Below are 23,019 nucleotides of genomic sequence, written 5' to 3'. Positions count from 1 at the left end.
TGCTGATAATGGCAGTTTTGAGCGTTTTATTGACCGTATAAGTAAAATATTTCATATTAAAGATAAAAACGGTGAAACATATTTTGTTAATTCACATCAATTTAGACATAATGGGATAACTGATAGATTACAAAAGGGATTTACAATTGAACAAATAAGAGATATGACAAGGCAACAAGGAGATGGAGCAATTCTAGGGGCTTATAATCATTTGAATTTAAGACCCGAAATAATTCAAGAGAGGCAGAAAAGGGTTATAGAAAAAAGATATAATGAAAATAGACCTGTGTATTTTAGAGGAAGAATACTTAATCTGGAAGAGGAGGTTGCCAATCGGATTTTAAGGAATATAAGAGCACATAAGGTTCGCGGTGGATTATGTAGTGATATAACCAATTGTAAATCTCAAATGTTTGCGTGTTTAGATTGTGAGTTACAAATTGATGATGCTAATGATTTGGATTATTTTGAAGAACAAGTTACATTATGGAAGAACAAAATAGATAAATTCAAGGAGTATCCACTGATGTCAGAGGTTGCAAAGTATAATTATAAACTTCACTTAAAACATGCAAATAATATAAAATTTCATATTAAGGAGGTAGAAAGTAATGCGTAAATTACCTCAAAATCTTATAGAAAAACAAGAAAAAATAAGAACTGAAACTTTACTAATAATTCAAGGGTCTATTGATGAATTAAATGCAGAGGGATATTTAATTACTATTAAAGATTTGATTGAAAGAACGAAATTTTCCAGATCTTTATTTAGTAAGCCGCATGTTCAAGAAATCTTAAAGAAAAATAAAATAGGTAAATATAAAAACACTAAAACTATAAATGAAAAGGTTGATGAAGATATACGAGAAAAATCTTTTAGATTGGAAAAAGAGCTTATTAATGCAAAAGTCAAAATTGAAAAGATGAAAAATGATAATGAAGTTAAAATAGCCTCAATAAGTAATTTAAAGGTTAAGTTTCATGACAAAACAGAAGAGTGCGAAATATTAAGAGGTGAATTACATATTTTAATGCAAAAGGCTAAAATTTTGGGATTTGATCTAAAGTTAGCAGATAGTAAGGGATAATATAGCTTATTAACTTAAAAAACTTCAATTTATAGTAAATAGTCCAGTTCTATTATCCAGAGAAATAGGCTATTTTTATAAATAAGAGGGTTGGTAGGGTACTTTAATCTCTTGTAATAAGTGTAATTAAATAGAATATTAGTAGTAATACTTCTAAATATTGTTGTTATATGTAAAAACAATTAGTAAAATGTAAATTACAATATATAAAGGAGTGTTAAATATGAACAATGAAAAATTAAAAATAACAGTTGATGAATCGATAGGTTCTAATAAATTATTTACTGGAATAAAAACTATTAAGGTTTACCAAGAGCCATATGCGGGGTCAGCACGTATGGTTATGTAATAGGAAAGAAGTTGCAAATTTATTTCTGACTTTTATCTACTCGATGTTGGCAATAAAATTATTGGATAAAAAATGGTAAAGTAGTTTACTTATATTCCACCATTTATACACTGTATCTGTATATATAGAAAAGTGCAAGAAGCATAATTGGTATAATATAAATAATATTTAATGAAAGCGTTGGTTAAAAATAATTAGCCAGCGCTTTTATTATGCCTAAAATAAATTCATGGAGTATTAGAAAAGGTCTTCTTGTGTAATGCCAGTATTATTTGTAATTTCTCGTATTCTATTTCCGATAAAATTTCTCTTATTTATATGATCACCCTTATTTTAACAATATAGTATGAATAAATTTTAATGTAAAAGGTAGAATAAAATGTGTGGTGAGTACACAATTGTAAATATTGATTTTAATTATAAATATATTTAAAGTAGGAGATATTGATATGAATGTAAATAAATCAGACGAAATTGTATTATGCTATAAGTGTAAAGATCCTATGGTACTAAAACGAGGTAAATATGGTATGTTTTGGGGATGTACTAATTATCCTAAATGTAATGGAATAATAGATGCTAGAGGTGTTAGAAACAAACTAAAACAGCTTGAGATGGTGAATATAGATTATAACAAATTATATGAAAATGGGGAGATAGCAAGAATTATTTGTGAATGTAGCGTCAACGATGAAAGATTTAAAAGATTAATTCAAAAATATAGAGATTACATGGAGTGCTTAGAAGATAATAATGTATGTTATAAGATATTAGAGTATTTACATAAAAAAGGTAGATATATAGATATTTCAATAGTTACTTATGCAATATATTTATCTAGAGGTGAATTAGGAACAAATTTTAGTTTCTGGATAAATAATTCAAATTATAAAAGTGATTATTATGAACGAAGTATACAAAATGTAATTATAAATAATTGGAGCAATAGTTTATTTAATGAATTAAATTTAACATATCTCGATAAAGAATTTTTTATAGGTAGCTACAGTGAGGGAGGGGGGAAAGTTGATATCCTAGCATTAGATACTAGTGATAATACTGAAATGTTAATTGAGGTTAAAGGGCCTAAAAGTCGAGCTAAAAATGCATGGGGACAACTGAGTTCCTATATTAAAATATATCAGAAATTTAATAACAAGAATGTAAAATCTATGATAATAGCAAGAGGTTATCCTTGGGGGATCTATGAGGATATATTTGCGTTAGTAGGATATGTTATAGAAGATAATAAAATAGTATTCATACCATGGAAAATTTAAATATAGGTATTGATTAAGTATTATTTTGGAAATGATTTCATTTGAAGTACAGAAGGAATACAGAATATAAGGCAAAGAGAATAAGAAGGGTATTAAAATAGTCAAGACTGTTTGCAATAATAAGAAAAAAACAGTTTGTTGATAATTGTAAAAGAGGTAGCAAAACTTTTTCAATATGGGTTTGATACCTTTTTTAAGTAGGGGAGTCTTAAAGTGTGGCTAAGATAAATTTAATACTGTAGGAAAAATAAAGGTTAAATGACAAAACTTGTAGTATAATGATGTAACAACCTTAATAATGGAGAAACTAAATCTACACAAAGAGAAATGGCGCTAAGTCTACTCTTTAAACAATCCCTCTAATTTAAAATTTAGTCATGATATATGGGCAGCAAAAAGTCTATATTATATGATATTAACATGTAAATTGGCATTTAAGGGAGATAATTTTGCAATGGGGGAGAATCAATGGAGAATTCTAAACTTTATGACGAGATAGTTAGGTTACGTGAGAACATACCAGTTGTAGATGAAATATATTATGACATATCTATTAGTGGTACAAAAGAAGGAAAAATCAAATGGCTGTGTCAAACACAGTGGGTGGGATTTACGGATACAAAGCCTATAAGAGAAATCCGAGAAGCTAGAGAAGTAATTCCAGATAAAGCACTTAAATCGTATAAAAATATTAATGAGCCGGCTATATTAGTTAATGAAGAGGAAGATATTTTCTTATTTATGCTATTCGGTGGACATGCTATTATAAAAAAGGATTTATGCCGAAAATTTTTTGAAAACATAATTACTCCTAGCGTGGCAATCAATAATTATGATTTAGGTTATACTCATATTGATTCTATTGAAAAAGGAAGTCTGCAGAGAGCTCCATCAAAAAAATTGAGAATGAAAGTATTAAAAAGGGACAATTTTAAATGTAGACTTTGTGGAAGGTCACCAAACAATTATGTTGATCTAGAACTACATGTTCATCATATTTTTCCATGGTCACAAGGCGGACTTACGGGAGAAAAAAACCTTATAACTTTATGTAAAACTTGTCATGATGGGTTAGATCCACATCTTGATCCTGAGCTATTTAGTTATATTGAAGATTTTAAGAAGAAAAATAATTATTATGAGGATTTAATTAATTATCATAATGTTTCCTATAAGTTATACGGAGAAATCACTGACTAGAATAGAATTAACGTTTGTAGCTACCACTGGAGCAAGAGCATCAAGACACGGTCAAAGGTCTAAGAAAAAGCTATTTAAGACTTTTAATGTCTCCAACAGGAAATAGTATATAAATCTTATAGCAATAACAAAATTTAATTATCCATATGCATGTTAGGCTAATAATCTGAAGTTTAAATAAGAAGTCAAATAAGAATTCTAAGGTGACAGGCACTTCGAATTCGATTATTAACAAATGTTTTCTTTGCGATGGGGGCTGGATGAACTCTGAGCAGAAGAAGAAAGACAAATATAGGGAAAATTCAGTTATTTGAAGATAGAAAAATTAGTATAAGAAATGATAAAGTTGTGAGAAATACTCGATTTGCTGGACAAAGGTAAGTTAGGCTAAAATATACCTGTGGAGCAGATAAAAATGACAGATCAAGGAAATCGATGCAATGAAGAATTTGAGGCTGATATCACAAGGTTTGTTCAAGAAGATTATCTGCCTGTGAATAAAATGGCAAAAGATTTCGGAGTGAATGCTCAGACCATACGACGTAGTATTGTGATGTCAATTAGTTGATTTTCAAAAACTACCAATAGATTATTGAGATTGAAAAAAGAGGAGTGATTTTCATGGATGTAGACATATATAGAGATGAATGGAGTATGTTATTAGGCATACCACTGCTGAACGAAAAATATAGCTTCTTTTATGATGAGACTGGTAATGTTAGAAAGTTTAGATTAACTGAGAATGGAGTTAATGCTGATGAAGGTATAGCTAACGACTTTATTCTCGGCGGTATTTTATACAAGGGTGATGCTCCTCCATGTGATTTAGATTTATTATATGAAGAGTTAAAAATCAAAGCACCGGAAATTAAATTCAAGACTTTAGCTGGTAGAGGATCTGATTTCTGGACAGCGATAGGAAAGAAGCCAATTCATCAATTTCTTATATGGTTAGAAAACAGTGGACTCTATGTCCATTATGCTACTTTAAATAATATGTATTATTCCATTGTAGATATGGTAGACTCACTATTTGTCACCCAGCCACAGTTCAACTTTGGACCAGAATGGGTACAAATTTTGAAGGCAAGCTGGCATAGATTTGTCACAGCGCATCTAGATGAAATCCTAGCTATATTTTATAGATACGATTATCCAAGCATAGTGAAATCAAATATTAAGGATTTTTGCTATGAAATTAGTGATCTTATCCAGTATTATGATGTAGACGATTTTTATTTGGAGAACTTCAGGCAGTTACTGAAAACTAATGGTCGCAAGGGGGAACTGTTTTTCGTTGAAGATAACACACCTGGCTTACTAGTTGAAGAATACTCAAGTTTAAGAACTGGGCGGTGCGCATTATATAAAGATGCCATGCATAATTTTGATGAAGAAGCAGAGGCTGAATCTTCGTTAGAGGATATGCCTTTCACTATGAATGGCAAAAAACTAACCAATTATAAATTCATTGATTCCAAGGCAGAACGATTAATACAGGTTTCTGATGTTTGGGTAGGTCTGCTCGGAAAGTTGTTTTTTATGTTAGATGAATCAACACCTAGCATGATTGAGAGTAAATTGGAATCGCTCAATAAAGAACAGAAAGAATGTATCGTGATAATTAATTCATTAATCGACAGAGCTGAAGGCCTTAACAGAGCACTAATTCAGAATGTTAATAGTATTGATATGGTGCAACACAGAGGATCTCTATTAGTGTTGATGGGTGAGTTGGTGTGACCAGTCCACGTTGAAGCTATTGCGGAAAAAGACAGTAAATTGGAGGGGTGTAATTGAAAAAGGAATATATTTTGTCTGATGCGAAGTTCATTTATTCTAAGAATGAGTTAGGATATCAGGAAGTTTTGGATGATTTTAAAAACGCTGAAGAAATTATTATTGTTACTTACAATATTTCAGAAAAACAGGCACTTCTCATCAGAAAACTGGCTGATACATCTTTGGAAACAAAAATAAGTATATTTACAAATATCCCTTCACGTTGGGATACATATTATAAGGATACTTATAGAAATGCTGCAAGAAAGAAAATAGATGTTTATTTAACTAAGTTGAAACCAGATAGCATTGGAGAGAAAGTTAGTGTTTTCTTTAACTTTGACAATCACGGGAAAATAATAATGACAAATAATGTGGTATATGTAGGTTCTGCAAATTATTCCGAGGAAAGTAAGAACAACAGTGAGTTTGGAATTATTAGTCGAGATCTGGATTATATTACATTCCTGAAAGAAGAAATAACAAAAGAACTAGAGAAGTCATCAACACCATATTTTGAATATGATTACCTTCCAATGCTATTGGAAGTTAAAATGCATTTATCAAATTTGTTCGCTCTTAAAGGAGAATTATTTGATCAGGTTTACTCTTATTATGACGAGTTAGACGGAAAAGGATATTTCTATAATGACACAGAAGAAAGATTAAGCCAAATAACAATCGATAATATTATTGAAGAGTTATATAAATGCTCAGAACTATTTGGCACAATATATGATGTAGCTGACCAATTAACTTATGATGATAGCATATTGGATAAATTAAACGAGTACTATGAAAATCTGAGATCTTTAGAGAATCAATTTGAAGATGTCCCTTCAAATGAAGAAGTATATGAGTTAGCTTGTTTTGATTCTTCTGAAAGGGCGAATCAGATACTTCAAGATGAATATAGTGCTGAAGCGTATGATGAGTATTTAGAAGGTTATGTTCAGAAGGCAATGGATAGTGTTCATGAAGACTTCCAAAATTTATGCCAAGAAGCGAAAGATTCATTAGATGACATGCTTAAGATTTTGGATGACTATTTAAACTCATCTAAAAAATCATTAGATAAATTCGAAGAGTTAGAATTCAGAAAAATAAATGATGATATTGATAATACATAATATAAAAAGGAAGCCTGATCCCATAGAAAAATCAACCTTTAAAGGTATAATAATTTCATTCCAAACTGGAATAAATTAGCCGGACTTTTTAATTATGCATCTAAGTACATATTTTAACTATTATTTTAAGAAGAAAATCTGGGTGACAGTTACTTTGCATTTGATTATTAATAAATAATTTTTAACAAAATTAGATTTATAATAAGCTATTTATCTGATTTGCATTATTTCCAATGGAAATATTAAATTTAATAGATTAGCTTCATATTGAACATATAACAGTTACAGATTTGTCAATAAAGGTAGTTTAATTACATTTCCCATTTGGTTAATAATGGGAAGTAGTACAGAAGAATACTTGAATTGAAGAGCAAGGAGAATATATTAGTTAGGCACACCTGTGAAGCCAAGTGCAGTCGCTCTAGGATTCTCGGCGTCTAGAACAAGAAATGGTATACGTAATTTTGCAAAGAAAAAGTAATCGGATAAAGGTTTTGAAGAATTTGCGTTAAAACACATTGAGTCTGTTCTTGATAAATATAAAGAGCATAATAATTAAGCAAACTCTAATGTATCTAATTGCTAAAGATATTATTATAAATTGTTATGAATAAATTTCTTTTATTTTTCACTAAATGAACTAAGCTTCCTTATTTCGAGGGAATAAGTTCAAGTGAAATCATAAAATTTCTAAATAGTGATGTAATACCAAAGCTCCTTAGATAACTATTTTTGGTATAAGTGGACTTATAGAATTAATTATTTAACTGTATGAAAGGTGGACTGTTATGGGATTTTTAAATAACTTGTTTGGAGCTAAGCAGAATAAACAAGTACAAGCATGTGATAGAGCTAATACTACTAATGCAAGTAAAATTAGTAATGCAGATTGTGAGTTTCTAAAGTATCTTAATAATAAGCAGCTTGATAATCATATAAGGGAAAGTAGATTTAAAGAAGTACTTGGGGATATTGAAAAGAGAGTTCAATACTACATTAAGCAAGGCATTATTAGAGTTGCGGGATTTGAAGATGTAATCCCTCATATGACTATAAAAGATTTAAAAGCATTATTGGATGAACATAATATAAAAATAAAGTCTAGTATCAAGAAAGCAGATTTAGCTAAGTTTGTTTTCCAAAACATTCCTAAAGACCATTTTATGAAAATAGTCAAGGATAAAAACTGGTTTGTGCTTACCGAGAGAGGAGGACAAATAGTAGATGCATACTTTGAAAATAAAGAAAAAGAAAGAGAAGCTTTGATAAATGCTCTATATGTGTTATTGGGTAGAGGCGAGATTGAAAAAGCCGAAAGAACTGTTGCTTCATTAGAGATAAAACAGGTATTTCCAAGAGGACTTAATTGGGATTTTAGCAAGGTAGACCAGAGGTGCATAGACAGAGTTAGGGAAATATACAAGCTTGACTATAGTGATCTTAATAATACTCCTGAGTTTATAAATGATTTAAAAGATGAAGTAGTTCTTTGTGAATTACTAGGACAAAATAATGAGAGAGTGTATGACAGATTAAAGATGAGGACAACAGAAGAAATAAATTGCCCCACTCTTGAAAAATACTTAAGTAAGCAGCCTGAAGGTAGGATGTTAAAAAGTTTGGGTAATAGAGTTGAGGATATGACTTTCGTTTATTCTCATACAAAATATTTTGAAGCATCGAATAATGTTGAGTTAAGGAAACTTATCCAATCAATTAACAGTGGTATGGGAGATGGTATTGAAATTTTAAACACCAAGGTTGGATGTACGGTTTGTAATTCTGGTAAGTTGAAGTTTAGTAAAAAGGCCTTGGATAAAGTTCCGAAACTTCCTAGACACTATGGATGCAGATGTATATATGTGCTGACATTTAAAGATGTAAAATAGTTATATTGTTGAAACTGTTTTTGCTAATAATATCATGCCGTATGCAAACATGATGCTTTTTATCTCCATGTGTAGGTAAAATTGTTCATCAATAAAGACTTTAAGAATGTCATCAATTTCACAAATTATGGCACTAAAATTGTACTAGTAAAAGAACTTTTTTATAGGCTATAGTGTAAGGTTTTTAATACAGAAATTATTTTAAACATTAAAGTTTCGTTGATAAATCGATAAAAAGACATATATATTTATTTTTATTATGATCTTATAATAATTATTAATAATTAATTTATAGGAGATGACAATATGTTTGGAACGGTAATTATAGATGAATATAAGAAGGATGAAAAAGAACAAATAGCAAATACACTTGATGATTTATGTTCACCTAAAGATATGTACGGATGGGCATCAGCTGGGGTTTATTGTTTTTGAGATTTTATATATTGGATTGGCAGCAGATTTATGTGATAGATCTAAGCAACATAATGGAATTATTATTGTAGATGATAATAGCTGTAAAAGAAAGAAAATCGATGAATACTTCGATATAAAAGAAAAAATTGGGTATTCTATATTTGTTCAATCACCATTATCTCAGCCAATTACTCACAGAAATGAAAAAGAATATAGAAAAATGTTGGGGACTGAGTTTTCAAGAGAAGATTATGTTGGACTAGAAGGGCAAGAGCATATAAAACAAGTTGAAGGAATTTTAATAGAAGCTTGCAGAAAAGCAAATGGGGAGTATCCATTGTGGAATCGTATGGGAGGATCATTATATGGACAGCGAGTTGCTTCTGTTGGAAATTACGAGATTGTAAAATCATTTAATGATTTTGAACCTAATCCGCTTGTTTCTAAATATTCATTAAGAGAATTATCAGAAAATTCCATGTATGCAGGATTCGAAAATTATTTGCATGCAGTAAGAATGTCAATGCTTACATCTGTAATGGCTTTTGGTGATGCATTAAAATTTCATAATAAAATGGATTCAATAAATAGATATCAGCAAATGATTGATAAGGGATATTTTTATAAAACGTTAAAAGTATAAGCGACATAACATAAAGGAGGAATAGGTCTATGTATTTAAAAAGTGTATTACTCGAAAATTTTAGAAAATTTCGTTATAAAAATAATATAATCGAATTCGTTAGTGCAGAAGATTACAAGAAGGATGCTAGTATTAATATAGCACCTAAAACAACATTGATTATTGGGAAAAATAATAGTGGGAAAACAACAGTTATAGACGCTTTGAATAAATTAATAAATAATGTAGCATTTAAAGCTACGGATTTTAACTTTGATTATCTAAAAGAATTATCTAATCTATATACTATTGAATATTTGGATAGTGAAGATTTAAAATTACCTACATTGAAATTTATTGTTACAGTTGGAATTGATAATGGTAAGGAAGACATATTAACTAATATTATTCCTTTTATGTCTCTTGAAGACACAGAAAAGTCAGAGATAGATATTATTATTGGGTGGGAGATAATAGATCGTGAATTGTTTATAAAAGCTGTAAAAGAATTTATTCCAAAAAATTTTAAAAATCAAAAATTTGATAGATTTTTAGAGTTAATTGATAAAACTGATTTTGAAATTTCATACTATAATACAAATAAGGACAAAAAGAAAAATTTTAATTTAAAAAAATTAATTGAACTAACACCAATTAGAGCAAATAATGTTAATAGCGAAGATTGTTTATCTGATGCATTTTGCAAGATTATAGATTATAGATATGCTAACGTTATAGATCCTCAAATCGTCAATGAATTAGATAAACAAATTGTTGATATTAATGATAGCTTAACTAGAGATATAAGTACGCAACATACCAATAATATTAATTCATCATTAAGCAAAATGATATTAGGTGAAAAATGCCAGATCTTATTAAAGTCAGATTTGAATTTTCAAAAATTGATTAAAAATGTTCTTAAATATGAATATGTAGAAGGAAAAAATAATATACCGGAACGACAATTTGGATTAGGATATACTAATTTAATGATGATTATTGCAGAGATCATTACATACATGGAAAAATATCCGGAAACTTCATTTAATAGTCAAATAAATCTTATTTCTATAGAAGAACCAGAAACCTTTATGCATCCCCAAATGCAGGAACAGTTTATAAAAAATATTAATGAGATGATCACTTCTTTGTTGGAAAATAATAATAAGCATGTAAATAGCCAGATTATTATAATAACTCATTCAGCACATATACTTAATAGTAAGATACATGAAGGTAATACTTTCAACAATATTAACTATATTACAAGTATCGATAATTGTGCCAAGTCGGAATGTTTAAATGACAATGTAATGATTGATCTCCCTAAAAATCCTAAAAATAATAAAGAACGGTGGAAACGAGAACAAAAACTTAAGTTTCTAAAGAAGCATATAAAATTTAGAGTTTCAGAGCTTTTCTTTGCTGATGCAGCCATATTTGTCGAAGGAATAACAGAGTATACATTGCTTCAACATTATTTAGATATAGATCTTTGTTTCAGTAAGTATTATATTTCAGTTATTTTAGTAGACGGTGCTCATGCGAAAGTTTATGAAAATCTCATTCATGCTTTAAGCATACCTTCTTTAATTGTTACAGATATTGACATTAAAAGAGAAAAATTAGAAAAAGGTGAAAAGGATATAAAAAGTCCTGGTCAAAAACCGCTCTATCTGCAAATGGGTACAGATGAGTTAAAGGGAAGGGAGACAACTAATAGTACATTATCTCATTTTTATAAAAGCAAAAATGCTGAGTTTATAATTAATGGTGATTATAAACACGTAGATAACTTAATGGTGATTTGTCAGAAAGACCCTATTGAAACTTATTATCCAACAAGTTTTGAAGAATCTTTTATATTAACCAATTTAAAAAACAATATAGTTAATAATGCACTGAAAAAAGTTAAGCCAGATATATACAAAGACATAATTAAGAACGGGGGTATAGTCAAAAATTCATTTAAGTTACAAAAAAAGTTATCAGATTCAAAAAGTGATTTTGCAAATGAATTGCTATATGAAATTTTGATATGCGATGATAAAACATTAATACCTATATTACCCAAATATATTAATGATGGATTGCTTTTTTTGCAAGATAGATTGAGAGGTAATTAAATGCATACTAAAAATCTTTCTATATCAATTGAGAATATAAGAAAAGAAGAACAAGTATTTGAGAAGATAGCTCAATGTATTGATGCAAAAAAGAGTATGGTTTTTGATGCTGGAGCCGGTGCAGGAAAAACCTATTCATTATTACAGTCATTAAAATACATTGTAAATCAGTATGGTAAAATACTGAAAAGACACAGTCAAAAAATTTTATGTATTACATATACCAATATTGCCGTTTCTGAAATTAAAGAAAGATTAGGCAATAGTAGTTTGATTGAAGTTTCTACTATACATGATTGTGTGTGGGGCATCATAGGACCGTATCAAAAACAGCTTGTGGAAATTCATTATGAAAAGATAAATTATGAGATTTGTATGATAGAGAAAAGACTAGAAAGTGAAAAGTGGGCAGAAAAATACAGAGATCTATTAGATGTTGAAAAGAATGAGTTGTTAGAAACAATGAATGGCAAAAAAGAAGATTATTATAAACATAAAAATGATAATTCCGCGTTATTCAAAGCTGCGTTATCTGAAGTTTTAAATATATTTCCTGATCTTTTTAGAAATGTTACTAATTTTAAAAAAATAGTTGATAATTTATTTAGAATTCAAAAATATCAAAAATGCATAAAAAAAATAGATGCAAAGGAAAGTAAATTTAATAAAGTTGTATATGATGCTCGATTTAATAATGATAAACTTGAATCAATGAAAATTAGCCATGATACTTTGCTAGATTATACTGAAAAGATTGTTGAAGAAAATGATTTATTAAAACAAATTATATGTGATAAATATCCATTTATTTTAGTAGATGAATATCAAGATACAAATCGTAAGGTTATTATGACATTGAGCGCTCTAAATAAATATTCTACAGAGATACAACATGATTTTTTTGTAGGTTATTACGGAGATGTAAAACAAGATATTTATGATACTGGTGTGGGTAGTGATTTTTATGATATTCATAAAGGATTAATAAGAATAAAAAAAACGTTCAATAGACGATCAGCAAAAGAAATAATCTCTATTGCTAATCAAATTAGGAACGATGATTTAAAGCAAGAACCAATATATGAAGACTTTCCTGAAGGTAGTGTAAGTTTTTATAACATGAATATTAGTCGACAAGAATTTATTAATGCTCATATTGAAAAGTGGAATATAACAGAAAAGAATAAGTTGCATTGTTTTGAATTAACTAATGAGCTTGTTGCTCAACAAAGCGGCTTTGAAAATATTTATAATTTTTATAAAAATTCAGCTTGGTATAAAGTAGGGAAACGTTATGAATTTTTACGGGATCATGTATTGAGCTTAGATATTAAAAAATTAGGTGTCACACAGATTTTGTTCTTTAGAATACTAGATTTTAAATTTAGAATCAATCAAAATAAAACTGTAGTTTCAGATGTTATTTTTGAAAAAATCGCACAAAATATAAACATTCTAGAGTTGACAAATCTATTAACAAAATTTAAAAATGCCACTGGTGAAACTCTAAAGGATTATATCGAGAGTTTATTTTCACAATATCATAATGGTGATGATAAGTATGATAAAAATTTGGAATATATAATTGGTGATGATATTAAATCATACTCAGATGTTGAAGAATTTATTTTAAATCAACTTTATCTCTTTGATGAGCAAAACGAACAATCAGATGCAGACATCCTAAAGAGTAAGGAGGATGTATCTAAGTTTCTTGAAATTAATATAAATGAATTTGATTTATGGCATACTTTTATTATAGATAAATGCGGGAGTGATACTATATATCATACCTATCATGGAACCAAAGGACGAGAGTTTGATAATGTAATTGTCTTTATGAACGCTAAATTTGGTAGTGACAGGGAATACTTCAGTAGATTACTTAAAGTATTGTCAATAAAAGATGAGAAAGCAGAAAGAAATACTAATATTGAAGAAGCGAGAAACTTACTTTATGTTGCAGTGACAAGAACTATATTAAATTTAAGCTTCCTTTATTTAGATGATATAGGTGACTCTAAAGTGCAGGTTGAACATGTTTTTGGCGAAATAAAATACGATATTTAGTTAGCGTATAATTAATTATATTAAAAAATAAAAATTATCAAGAAAGACTAATTAACCCAATTAAGGAGCTTAGAAATTGATATGCTCCCCTTATGGTAGACAGTTAAATAATAAAACTGTTTACTATAAGGAGGGCTATTTTTTATGGGAAGAAAATCAATTATCTCAGACCAACAAAAAATCAAGGCTGTAACATCATATCTAAATGGAAAAGCTAGTATGTTAAGCTTATGCAACAAATTTAAAGTGCATAAGAGTTCTTTTCAAAAATGGGTAATACGATATAAATCGGAAGGTGAAGCAGGGTTAAAGCATTCTTGCAAAAATGCTTCTTATACTGCCAAATCTAAGATTAACATTGTAAAAGAATATCTTGGTGGACACGGCTCACTGAATGATTTATGTATTAAGTATCATATTTCTTCAAATACAGTTTTATGCAATTGGGTAAAGAAGTATAATGGTCATGAAAATATAAAATCTTCTGGAGTAGGAGGAAAACATATAATGACCAAGGGACGCAAGACTTCTTATTATGAACGCATTGAAATTATAAAATACTGTATTGAAAACAATAACAATTATAATAAAACTATTGAAAAATATAAGGTATCTTATCCTCAGATTTATACATGGATGAAGAAGTATAATCAGTTTGGTATTGAAGTGCTTATAGACCGACGTGGAAAGCCAAAACTTGAAGAGCTAATGACAGAAGATGAAAAGTCAAAAGCTAAATACAAGCTTTTAGAGGCACAAAACAGAAGATTACAGATGGAGAATGCTCTTCTAAAAAAAATCCAAGAGATAGAAAGAAGGCGATATTAAGCGAAGTTAGATACGAAGATACTTATCTTGCAATCCAAGGACTAGCTAATGAAAATAAATTTCCTATAACTGAGTTGTGCATTCTAGGCGGCGTTAGCCATTCTGCATATTATAAATGGCTACACAGAGAAAAAAGCAATCGAGAACTTAAAAACGAAAAATTATTGAAACTTATTTGCGGGTTATATGAAGAAAATGACGGTATCTTAGGCTATCGCCAGATGACGATTAAAATCCGTAGAGAATATAATAAAACAGTTAATTATAAACGAATTTATCGTCTTATGCGGATAATAGGATTAAAATCCGTATGCAGAAAGAAAAGATATAATTATATTAAGTCAACTACTGAAGTTACTGCAGAAAATATTTTGGCTAGAAATTTCAAAGCAGAACAAATTAATGAAAAATGGCTTACAGATGTAACCGAGTTTAAATATGGGAGAAGTGGCCAAAAGGCTTATCTAAGTGCAATATTTGATTTAGGTGATAGAAGCATTGTTTCATATGTCATTGGTAATTCTAATAATAATCAATTGGTTTATGACACCTTTAATCTTGCTATTAAAGCATACCCTTATGCTAAACCAATATTTCATAGTGACCGAGGTTTCCAGGTGCGACAAGAAGTCGCGTAATATATTGTCGAAAGACTACCCTATCCATTTCGGGGTAACTCTATCGTGACTAGCGTAAATGGTAACGTTCGGGTTAGAAAGCTCACGAGACAATGTGGAAGTTCGAATAGCCTAAATTGGGATAACTGCTAGAGTAAGAATGCTATGGGGAACGTAAAGTGAATCATTGTAGGAATCGTTACGCGGAGAAAGCGAAATAGGCTGAAACGCTTTGACCAAAATGGTGAGGAGTCTAGCAAAGGCGTACTGATAAACCAATGCGAATGGATAAAGAACTCCCGGTTTAAAGATGACTCCTAAGGCACTTGCAATTATATATTACGTGGAACTTGGTAAACCCTATATGTTCCTCTACCAAGAGGTATCTAACCGCAAGGGGAGAAAAGACATAGAGGGCAGAAGAAAAGGATAAAAAGCGAATGTTGATTTTGTAATGAAAACAGATAGGGGTTCAAACTTTGCCCTAACCCGAAAGGGTGCAGACTTATCCTATGGTATTTCTTAGCAGGAAAGGATTATATATTTATGAATTTTAGTAATTCAACGACGGATAAAACCGAGAGACTAAAAGACGCCAAATCACTTGCCTTTCAATGGGAAACTATTGATTGGAAACAAGCTGAAAACGATGTTAATAGACTACAAACCCGAATCGCTAAGGCAACAGTAAAAGGGAATAATAAGGCCAAAAGATTACAATACCTATTAACCCACTCTTTTTCAGCTAAAGCTTATGCTGTAAGAAAAGTAACAACAAATAAAGGGAAAAACACACCCGGAGTAGATAAGAAACTATGGTCGACTTCTGCTTCAAAGATGAAAGCAGTGCTTTCTCTAACTGATAAAAACTATAAATCAAAACCTTTAAGACGAGTATATATCGAAAAGAAAGGTAAAAAGCAAAAACGTCCATTAGGCATACCAACAATGTATGATAGAGCAATGCAAACCTTATACGCACTAGCACTTGAACCAATCGCGGAAACAAAAGGTGATTCTATTTCATTTGGATTCCGTCATGGAAGAAGTGCAAAAGATGCTTGCGAGCAAATTTTTTGTGTATTAGCTAGAAAATGCTCTCCGACATGGATACTTGAAGGTGACATAAAAGGTTGCTTTGATAACATCAACCATGAATGGTTACAAGAAAATATACCAATGGATAAAGGTATTATGAAGCAGTTCCTAAAATCAGGATATATATATGAAGAAAAACTATTTCCGACAGAAACAGGTTCACCGCAAGGTGGAGCTATCTCTAGTATATATGCAAATATGACATTAGATGGACTAGAAAAAGTGATTCAAAACAAATACCACAGAAATTCAAAAGGTAAAATAGAGAATCACTACAGAGCCAAAACTAAAGTGAATTTAATTCGATATGCTGATGACTTTGTTATCACTGCAAACTCAAAAGAAGTTGCCGAAGAACTTAAAACTACTGTTAGTCAATTCCTTGGATCAAGAGGGCTCACACTATCAGAAGAAAAGACTAGGATTACACATATTGACAAAGGATTTGACTTTCTTGGCTGGACATTTAAGAAATACAAAGGGAAATTAATAGTTAAACCTTCTAAAAGTTCCATTAAAAACATAATTAGAAGATGCTCCACAATAATCCTGAAAGAGGGGAAAGCTAGCACTCAATCTGATTTAATACGAAGGCTTAATCAAGTCATAAGAGGCTGGACGAATTATCACAAACACGTTGTTGCTAGCAAAGCTTTTTCATACATTAATAACACCCTTTATTACCTATTACAGCAATGGGCAAAACACAGACACCCTAACAAGAACCAATGGTGGCGGTTAAATAGATACTGGCATGAAAAAAACGTAAAAAGATGGCTTTTCACGACTGACGATTATAGTCTTATTAATTTGAGGCGGATTAAAATCGTTAGACACCCAAAACTGCAGATTTCAAAAACACCGTTTTTAGATAAGGACTATTTTGATCAAAGAAAGATGAAACTGCATGCACTTGTTGCCGCCTGAAAAGGTGAAGAAATGCTTGAGCCGTATGAGCGGGAAACTCTCACGTACGGTTCTTAGATGAGGGAAAGGGAGTAATCCCTTTTTCTTAATCGATTATACTTCAAAAATATTTAAAGAAAAGTTAAATAAAGCTGGAATGACACAGAGCATGTCAAGGGTCGGGCGTTGCATTGATAATGGACCAATGGAAGGTTTTTGGGGAATCTTAAAAACGGAGATGTATTATCTTCATAAATTTGAAGACTATGAAAGCTTAAAAAAAGCTACTGAGAACTATATAGACTATTATAATAATAGACGTTATCAGAAACGTTTAAAGTGCATGACACCAATAGAATATCAGCAATATCTATTAGGTAATGCAGCATAAACAAAGCGCCTACCAACTGATAGACGCCTTACTTGAAATCTTTAATTATTTCCACTGTCTACTTGACAGGGGGCAGTTCAAATATGGCTTCTTTTTTATTTACACTTTTTTATAAAGCCAGTGCTCGCATACATGAATTATTAAAATGAATATTACATGGAGGTAAATTATAAATTTTTTTAATTAGACATGATTAAACGGATTGAAATTAAAAAAGTAAAATATAAGGAAGCTATGATATGAATTTAATGTATATGATAATCTAAAAGTACACATAGGTAGTTTTGAAGAAGGTCGAGAAAAAGTCGTGTTACAGAATATGTTGTTATTGAAGATAATAAAATAATATTTATTCCATGGGAAATTTAAATGCAGTCTATGCAAACATTTTATTATAATTGAGAATCTTAATTTTTAGGTTTCGCATTGCAAATTCACTATAAAAAACAATGGTACCTGTTTTTATGGTAAACTAAAGGGGTGCTATCTTATTGTTATACGGCTATTAAAGAAATGCGAGAAGGCATGGGTATAACAGAATTCAGTAGTATTAACAATATATCGTGAATTAACACTATACAAACATATTGTATTTCAATACAGTTAGTATCGTGAAGAAAGAATATATAAACAAAAGCGGAGAATATTATCTGGCCTTGTAACAACTAATATGACGCCTAAAGGAATTCCTATTAGAGTAGAGAATTCCTGATATAAACACCATTCCAATTGTTTCCCATAATGCTCTTATCATATCAGGAAATAATTCCATCACATTTGGCATGTAAGTCATTAGAAACTGATGCATGAGTTATCACCTCCACATTTATATTGTTTTGTTCAAGATATTTTATTGATCCACTTATTCCGTCGCTTGTGCCAGTGAACTTTACAATTAAATTGCCAATAGGTACGTGTTGAATAATTTCAATATTTCCAAATAATATACTGGCATCAATTTTAAATTTTCTTGAAAGCTTTGAAATAAAGGCTTGGCTTGTTTTTGAACCAACAAATGATATTTTAGCAATTGTTTCGCCATCTGTGAATTCTTCATCCTGAATAAAATCGTATATCTTATCATAGTGGAAAACAGTAGAAATAAAATCTTTAGTTATCTTAGTTTGGGGGTTTGTGAAAATATCGATTATATCACCCCTTTCTACAATTAGCCCATCTTCCATTACAGCAACTTCCTGACAAATCTCCTTTACGACTTCCATCTGGTGAGTAATTATTACTATTGTTAAATTTAATTTTTCATTAATCTCCTTTAGAAGTTTTAGAATTGAACTGGTGGTTTGTGGGTCTATTGCCGAAGTTGCTTCGTCACATAATAAAACTTGTGGATCATTTGCGAGTGCACGAGTGATAGCAACTCTCTGTTTTTGACCTCCACTTAGTTGTGATGGATATGCTAAAATCTTATCACTAAGCCCAACGAGCTCCAAAAGACTTAAAACTTTTTTTTTTTTTTCATCCTTACTATATTTGTTTCCCTTAAGTGGATATGAAACATTTTGAAATACATTTCGACTTCTCATTAAGTTAAAATGTTGAAATATCATACCAATTTTTTTTCTGCTATCTCTTAGATATTTTCCTGACAATTTAGTTAAATCTCTATTATTAACTATAACTTGTCCACTTGTTGGTTTCTCTAATAAATTTATGCATCTTATTAAAGTGCTTTTGCCTGCTCCGCTGTATCCAATAATTCCATAGATTTTACCTTTCTCAACATGTAGATCAATTTCTTTTAAAGCTTCAACTGTTCCTTGACCATTTACATAAACTTTTCTTATTCCTTTAAGCCAAATCATATTTTACCTCCTTAAAAATCATAATAAAAAAATCCTCTTCTTTTAGAAAAGAAGAGGATAAAATGTATATAAAAACTACCATTGTAAGGGTTCACTTTTAATAGCACCTTCACTCATCTTTCAGAACAATGTTCTGATGGAATTAGCACCTTACACGTAAATAAAACATGTGGTTGCTGAAACATCATCGGGCCAATCCCTCAGTTTCTCTCGATAAGAATATTTATTAAGTTTTTGTTTTTTGCAATTGTTGCTTGCTTGAGATTTATTATACTGACTACTTTTGAAATTGTCAACAAGAAAATTATTTATTTTTTTTATCGTTGACAATATTAAATAAAAGATTTATTATAGCTTTTAAACAACTTAATATGATGATTCTTATCAAGAGAGGTGTAGGGACTGGCCCTTTGAAGCCTCGGCAGCGGGTTCTTTAGAATACTGTGCCAATTCCAGCAAATTCATTCTTGAAAGATAAGATGGCTTTATTTAAATTACTCAAATGCCCTCTTCTTTCATAGAAGAGGGTATTTTTTCAAAAAAACTGAATTAACTAATTAGTTAACAATCATTTTTAAATCTGTATAAATAAATTTATAGGATTTTCAATAAATCCAAGTAAAAACTAGGAGGGAACATATGGAAACTAATACAAACAAGAGATCTGAATTAAAAGCGGTGATTATATCAAATATTGATAGCAACAAAGAAAATTATATAAGAATCAGTCATGATATCCACAATAACCCTGAGTTAGGAAACCAAGAATTTTTTGCTTCTACTATTCTTACTGAAGTTTTGTCAAATGAGGGGTTTAACATAGAAAAATCAGTAGCAGGCCATCCTACCTCATTTATAGCAAGGAAAAAATCCAAAGAAAAAAAAGGTCCAATTATAGGATTTTTAGCAGAGTATGATGCACTTCCAAACTTAGGACATGCTTGCGGTCATAACATAATTGGTACTACAAGTGTTGCAGCTGCAATTAGTTTATCAAAAGTAATTGATAAGGTAGGGGGTGAAGTAGTAGTTTTAGGCACTCCTGCTGAAGAAGGAGGAGAAAATGGTAGTGCAAAGGGAAGTTTTGTAAAATATAATTTACTTAAAGGGATAGATGCTTGCTTAATTGCCCATCCTGGAAGCAGAAATTGTATTACTAGTGATTCTTTAGCTGTTGACCCATTGGATTTCGAATTTATAGGGAAATCAGCTCATGCAGCAGCTTGCCCAGAAAAAGGTATAAATGCTTTAGAGGGAGTTATACAATTATTTAATGGAATAAATGCGTTAAGACAGCATTTATCAAAGGATGTAAGCATACATGGTATTATAACTCATGGAGGAGATGCTCCAAATATTGTTCCAGAGTATGCTAAAGCGAGGTTTTTTATTAGAGCAGCTACTCGTATACGTTGTGATGAAGTAACTAATAAAGTCAGAAATATAGCTAAAGGCGCTGCGCTTGCTACTGGTTCTAAGGTTAACATTATAGCATTTCAAAATAAGGTAGATAACATGCTTAAAAATAGAACACTTGATAATATATTTGTAGAAAGTTTAAATTCCTTAGGAGTTGATATAGACATAAAAAAAGAATCAAATGTTGGGTCTTCAGATGTTGGAAATATAAGTCATGTTGTCCCAACCATTCAGCCAAATATTAAAATAGGACCAGATACTTTAGTAGGGCACACTAAAGAATTTTGTGATGCAGCAATATCAGAGCAGGGTGATATTGCGTTAATAACTGGTGCGAAGGCTTTAGCACTTACTGGGTTTTGTTTGTTAGCCGATGAAGATAAACTAAAAAGTATAAAGGATGAATTTAGTAGAGTGCTGGCTGAGAAATAACTTTTATCTTTATTAATATCTGGGAGATTGAATTAATTATTTCATATTGACAATTTTAAAAAATCGTGGTAATATTAGTAAAAGTTAAAACATATATGTTTACTAGGAATACGATATGAATATATTGGAAATACATTAAGGCAAGTATTAGCTTTTGAAAATAATCTTTGAAGGGAGTGTTCATAAATGTTTGATGTTGTTATTAATAATGGTACTTTAGTTGATCCTGAACTCAAAACGAGTTTCAAAGGAAGTTTAGGTATAAAAGATGGAAAGCTGGCAGAAATAACAACTGGAGAACTAGTTGGAATAAAAAATATAAATGCATCGGGGTTAATAGTTTCACCAGGCTTCATCGATATTCATGGACATGTAGATGGAGAAGATTATTGTGGAGAGCTGTCACTTCGTCAAGGTATTACTACTACAATAGGTGGTAATTGTGGGTTAAGTCCAATAAATATGAATACTTTCTTTGATAAGCAAGATAAAAAAGGGTTTGTTATAAATCAAGCGGAACTTGTAGGACATTCCATGAGTCTGCGTCAGGCCGTTGGAATTACAGATGTATATTCAGCAGCTAATAAAGAACAAATTTGCAAAATGCAATATCTTACAGAAAAAGCATTAGTTGAAGGTGCTTGTGGGTTATCATTAGGACTCGAATATGCTCCACATAGCTCCCTTGAAGAAATATATGCTATATGTATAATAGCTGCAAATCATAACAGACCTATTACAATTCATACAAGAGTTTCTTCGGATCATGATTTAAATTCACTAAGAGAAGCTATTGAGATTTCGAGGGTTACAGGAGCTGCAGTGCTAATTTCTCATTTTGTTTATCAATATAATGCAGTTATGGATAAAGCGTTAGAAATAGTGGATAAAGCAATAGAGGACGGATTAAATATAAGAATAGATAGTGGATTATATAACGATTGGGCTACGTCTATTGGAACTGCAATTTTTTGCGAGAAGAATGTGAATCATGGATTATTATGTTTAAATAAAATGCTTGTAGCTTCAGGAAAATATAAAGGTGAGAGATTAAACAAGAAACTATATAAAGAATTAAGAGCTGGTAATCCTTGTGAATGTATTATATATTGTACGGGTTCGAATGATAGTGTATATAAGGCTTTAGATAAAAGTTATGCAATGCCATCGTCAGATATTGGGCCTTATAAAAAGGGTGAAGGACATCCTCAAATTTCAGGTACATTTCCAAGATATTTTAGGTATATGGTCAGAGAACGCAAGGAGATAAGCCTTGTAGAGGCGGTTCGTAAGGCAACTTTTCTTCCAGCAGAAACTATGGGCCTTAAACAAAAGGGTCGAATTAAAAAGGGGACAGACGCAGATGTTGTTATTTTTGATATAGATACTATTAAAGATAAATCAGATTTTCCAGATGTGGGGATTCCAGATAGAAATCCTGAAGGAATAAAATACGTGTTTGTGAACGGAAAATTAGTTTTAGATGGAGGCATGATACAAGATAGTATGGCAGGAAGAACTATTAGAACAGCATAGCTATAAGAATAAT

18 protein-coding genes, 1 pseudogene and 2 riboswitches are annotated in these 23,019 nt (G+C 30.5%); of the genes and pseudogenes, 18 read left to right on the top strand and 1 reads right to left on the bottom strand.

The window, feature by feature from the left end; genetic code table 11:
- Positions 1–163: 163 nt before the first annotated feature.
- The 16 genes and pseudogenes from LL038_RS07575 to LL038_RS07500 form a co-directional block, all read left to right on the top strand.
- Positions 164–619: a hypothetical protein gene (locus LL038_RS07575; protein WP_216121097.1), complete on the top strand. Its 456-nt coding sequence runs from the start codon at positions 164–166 to the stop codon at positions 617–619.
- On the top strand, positions 612–1,088 hold the full coding sequence (locus tag LL038_RS07570) for a DUF6262 family protein (protein WP_216121098.1): 477 nt from the start codon (positions 612–614) through the stop codon (positions 1,086–1,088). Before LL038_RS07575 ends, LL038_RS07570 begins: the two co-directional genes overlap by 8 nt.
- A 223-nt stretch (positions 1,089–1,311) precedes the next feature.
- Positions 1,312–1,437 (top strand): hypothetical protein, encoded by a 126-nt coding sequence (locus LL038_RS07565; RefSeq protein WP_268056014.1) that lies wholly within the window; start codon positions 1,312–1,314, stop codon positions 1,435–1,437.
- Between the two features lie 449 nt (positions 1,438–1,886).
- Positions 1,887–2,717 (top strand): topoisomerase DNA-binding C4 zinc finger domain-containing protein, encoded by an 831-nt coding sequence (locus tag LL038_RS07560; RefSeq protein ID WP_216121100.1) that lies wholly within the window; start codon positions 1,887–1,889, stop codon positions 2,715–2,717.
- Between the two features lie 468 nt (positions 2,718–3,185).
- Positions 3,186–3,917 carry an HNH endonuclease gene (locus tag LL038_RS07555; RefSeq protein WP_216121102.1) on the top strand — a complete coding sequence of 244 codons (732 nt, stop codon included), beginning with the start codon at positions 3,186–3,188 and terminating at the stop codon, positions 3,915–3,917.
- Between the two features lie 621 nt (positions 3,918–4,538).
- Positions 4,539–5,660 carry a DUF3800 domain-containing protein gene (locus LL038_RS07550; protein WP_216121106.1) on the top strand — a complete coding sequence of 374 codons (1,122 nt, stop codon included), beginning with the start codon at positions 4,539–4,541 and terminating at the stop codon, positions 5,658–5,660.
- A gap of 53 nt (positions 5,661–5,713) precedes the next feature.
- Positions 5,714–6,829 carry a 6-phosphogluconolactonase gene (locus LL038_RS07545; protein ID WP_216121108.1) on the top strand — a complete coding sequence of 372 codons (1,116 nt, stop codon included), beginning with the start codon at positions 5,714–5,716 and terminating at the stop codon, positions 6,827–6,829.
- Between the two features lie 788 nt (positions 6,830–7,617).
- Positions 7,618–8,718, top strand: a complete 1,101-nt coding sequence (locus LL038_RS07540) for a hypothetical protein (RefSeq protein ID WP_216121110.1) — start codon at positions 7,618–7,620, stop codon at positions 8,716–8,718.
- A gap of 306 nt (positions 8,719–9,024) precedes the next feature.
- Positions 9,025–9,153 carry a hypothetical protein gene (locus LL038_RS07535; protein WP_268056013.1) on the top strand — a complete coding sequence of 43 codons (129 nt, stop codon included), beginning with the start codon at positions 9,025–9,027 and terminating at the stop codon, positions 9,151–9,153.
- 16 nt (positions 9,154–9,169) lie between these two features.
- Positions 9,170–9,778 carry a hypothetical protein gene (locus LL038_RS07530; RefSeq protein ID WP_253200209.1) on the top strand — a complete coding sequence of 203 codons (609 nt, stop codon included), beginning with the start codon at positions 9,170–9,172 and terminating at the stop codon, positions 9,776–9,778.
- Between the two features lie 29 nt (positions 9,779–9,807).
- Positions 9,808–11,886 (top strand): ATP-dependent nuclease, encoded by a 2,079-nt coding sequence (locus LL038_RS07525; RefSeq protein ID WP_216121113.1) that lies wholly within the window; start codon positions 9,808–9,810, stop codon positions 11,884–11,886.
- Positions 11,887–13,956, top strand: a complete 2,070-nt coding sequence (locus LL038_RS07520; RefSeq protein ID WP_216121115.1) for a UvrD-helicase domain-containing protein — start codon at positions 11,887–11,889, stop codon at positions 13,954–13,956.
- A gap of 144 nt (positions 13,957–14,100) precedes the next feature.
- Positions 14,101–14,784 (top strand): helix-turn-helix domain-containing protein, encoded by a 684-nt coding sequence (locus LL038_RS07515; protein ID WP_216121118.1) that lies wholly within the window; start codon positions 14,101–14,103, stop codon positions 14,782–14,784.
- A complete protein-coding gene (locus LL038_RS07510) occupies positions 14,694–15,422 on the top strand; it encodes an IS3 family transposase (protein WP_216121356.1) in 729 nt (242 codons plus the stop codon). The genes LL038_RS07515 and LL038_RS07510 overlap by 91 nt, the downstream gene beginning before the upstream one ends.
- A gap of 525 nt (positions 15,423–15,947) precedes the next feature.
- Positions 15,948–17,426, top strand: a complete 1,479-nt coding sequence (gene ltrA / locus LL038_RS07505) for a group II intron reverse transcriptase/maturase (protein WP_216121120.1) — start codon at positions 15,948–15,950, stop codon at positions 17,424–17,426.
- A 94-nt stretch (positions 17,427–17,520) separates the two neighbouring features.
- Positions 17,521–17,796 (top strand): annotated as a pseudogene (locus tag LL038_RS07500) (transposase); the annotation flags it as partial.
- A gap of 755 nt (positions 17,797–18,551) precedes the next feature.
- Here the strand turns inward: LL038_RS07500 and LL038_RS07495 are convergent.
- Entirely contained in the window at positions 18,552–19,619 is a 1,068-nt protein-coding gene (locus tag LL038_RS07495) for a methionine ABC transporter ATP-binding protein (RefSeq protein ID WP_216121124.1), read from the bottom strand.
- Positions 19,620–19,729: 110 nt separating this feature from the next.
- A riboswitch (SAM riboswitch) is annotated at positions 19,730–19,839 on the bottom strand.
- A gap of 158 nt (positions 19,840–19,997) precedes the next feature.
- Positions 19,998–20,100: riboswitch (SAM riboswitch) on the top strand.
- Between the two features lie 158 nt (positions 20,101–20,258).
- On the opposite strand from LL038_RS07495, the gene LL038_RS07490 reads away from it, so the two are divergent.
- Both LL038_RS07490 and LL038_RS07485 read left to right on the top strand, forming a co-directional pair.
- The gene (locus tag LL038_RS07490; protein WP_216121125.1) at positions 20,259–21,470 is read left to right on the top strand and encodes a M20 family metallopeptidase; all 1,212 of its coding nucleotides are present in this window, start codon (positions 20,259–20,261) and stop codon (positions 21,468–21,470) included.
- Positions 21,471–21,656: 186 nt separating this feature from the next.
- Positions 21,657–23,006 carry an N-acyl-D-amino-acid deacylase family protein gene (locus LL038_RS07485; RefSeq protein WP_216121127.1) on the top strand — a complete coding sequence of 450 codons (1,350 nt, stop codon included), beginning with the start codon at positions 21,657–21,659 and terminating at the stop codon, positions 23,004–23,006.
- The last annotated feature ends 13 nt before the right edge of the window (positions 23,007–23,019 follow it).

Source organism: Clostridium estertheticum, from assembly GCF_026650985.1.
In the GTDB taxonomy this organism is placed as follows: Bacteria; Bacillota; Clostridia; order Clostridiales; family Clostridiaceae; genus Clostridium_AD; species Clostridium_AD estertheticum_C.
This window is presented reverse-complemented; position numbering and strand designations above follow the sequence as displayed.

Coding starts and splice junctions, on each gene's coding strand:
- LL038_RS07560 (WP_216121100.1), top strand. CDS start 1,887: ATGAATGTAAATAAATCAGACGAAATTGTATTATGCTATAAGTGTAAA.
- LL038_RS07525 (WP_216121113.1), top strand. CDS start 9,808: ATGTATTTAAAAAGTGTATTACTCGAAAATTTTAGAAAATTTCGTTAT.
- LL038_RS07515 (WP_216121118.1), top strand. CDS start 14,101: ATGGGAAGAAAATCAATTATCTCAGACCAACAAAAAATCAAGGCTGTA.
- LL038_RS07520 (WP_216121115.1), top strand. CDS start 11,887: ATGCATACTAAAAATCTTTCTATATCAATTGAGAATATAAGAAAAGAA.
- LL038_RS07495 (WP_216121124.1), bottom strand. CDS start 19,619: ATGATTTGGCTTAAAGGAATAAGAAAAGTTTATGTAAATGGTCAAGGA.
- LL038_RS07535 (WP_268056013.1), top strand. CDS start 9,025: ATGTTTGGAACGGTAATTATAGATGAATATAAGAAGGATGAAAAAGAA.
- LL038_RS07575 (WP_216121097.1), top strand. CDS start 164: ATGACAAGGCAACAAGGAGATGGAGCAATTCTAGGGGCTTATAATCAT.
- LL038_RS07540 (WP_216121110.1), top strand. CDS start 7,618: ATGGGATTTTTAAATAACTTGTTTGGAGCTAAGCAGAATAAACAAGTA.
- LL038_RS07570 (WP_216121098.1), top strand. CDS start 612: ATGCGTAAATTACCTCAAAATCTTATAGAAAAACAAGAAAAAATAAGA.
- ltrA (WP_216121120.1), top strand. CDS start 15,948: ATGAATTTTAGTAATTCAACGACGGATAAAACCGAGAGACTAAAAGAC.
- LL038_RS07565 (WP_268056014.1), top strand. CDS start 1,312: ATGAACAATGAAAAATTAAAAATAACAGTTGATGAATCGATAGGTTCT.
- LL038_RS07555 (WP_216121102.1), top strand. CDS start 3,186: ATGGAGAATTCTAAACTTTATGACGAGATAGTTAGGTTACGTGAGAAC.
- LL038_RS07490 (WP_216121125.1), top strand. CDS start 20,259: ATGGAAACTAATACAAACAAGAGATCTGAATTAAAAGCGGTGATTATA.
- LL038_RS07485 (WP_216121127.1), top strand. CDS start 21,657: ATGTTTGATGTTGTTATTAATAATGGTACTTTAGTTGATCCTGAACTC.
- LL038_RS07550 (WP_216121106.1), top strand. CDS start 4,539: ATGGATGTAGACATATATAGAGATGAATGGAGTATGTTATTAGGCATA.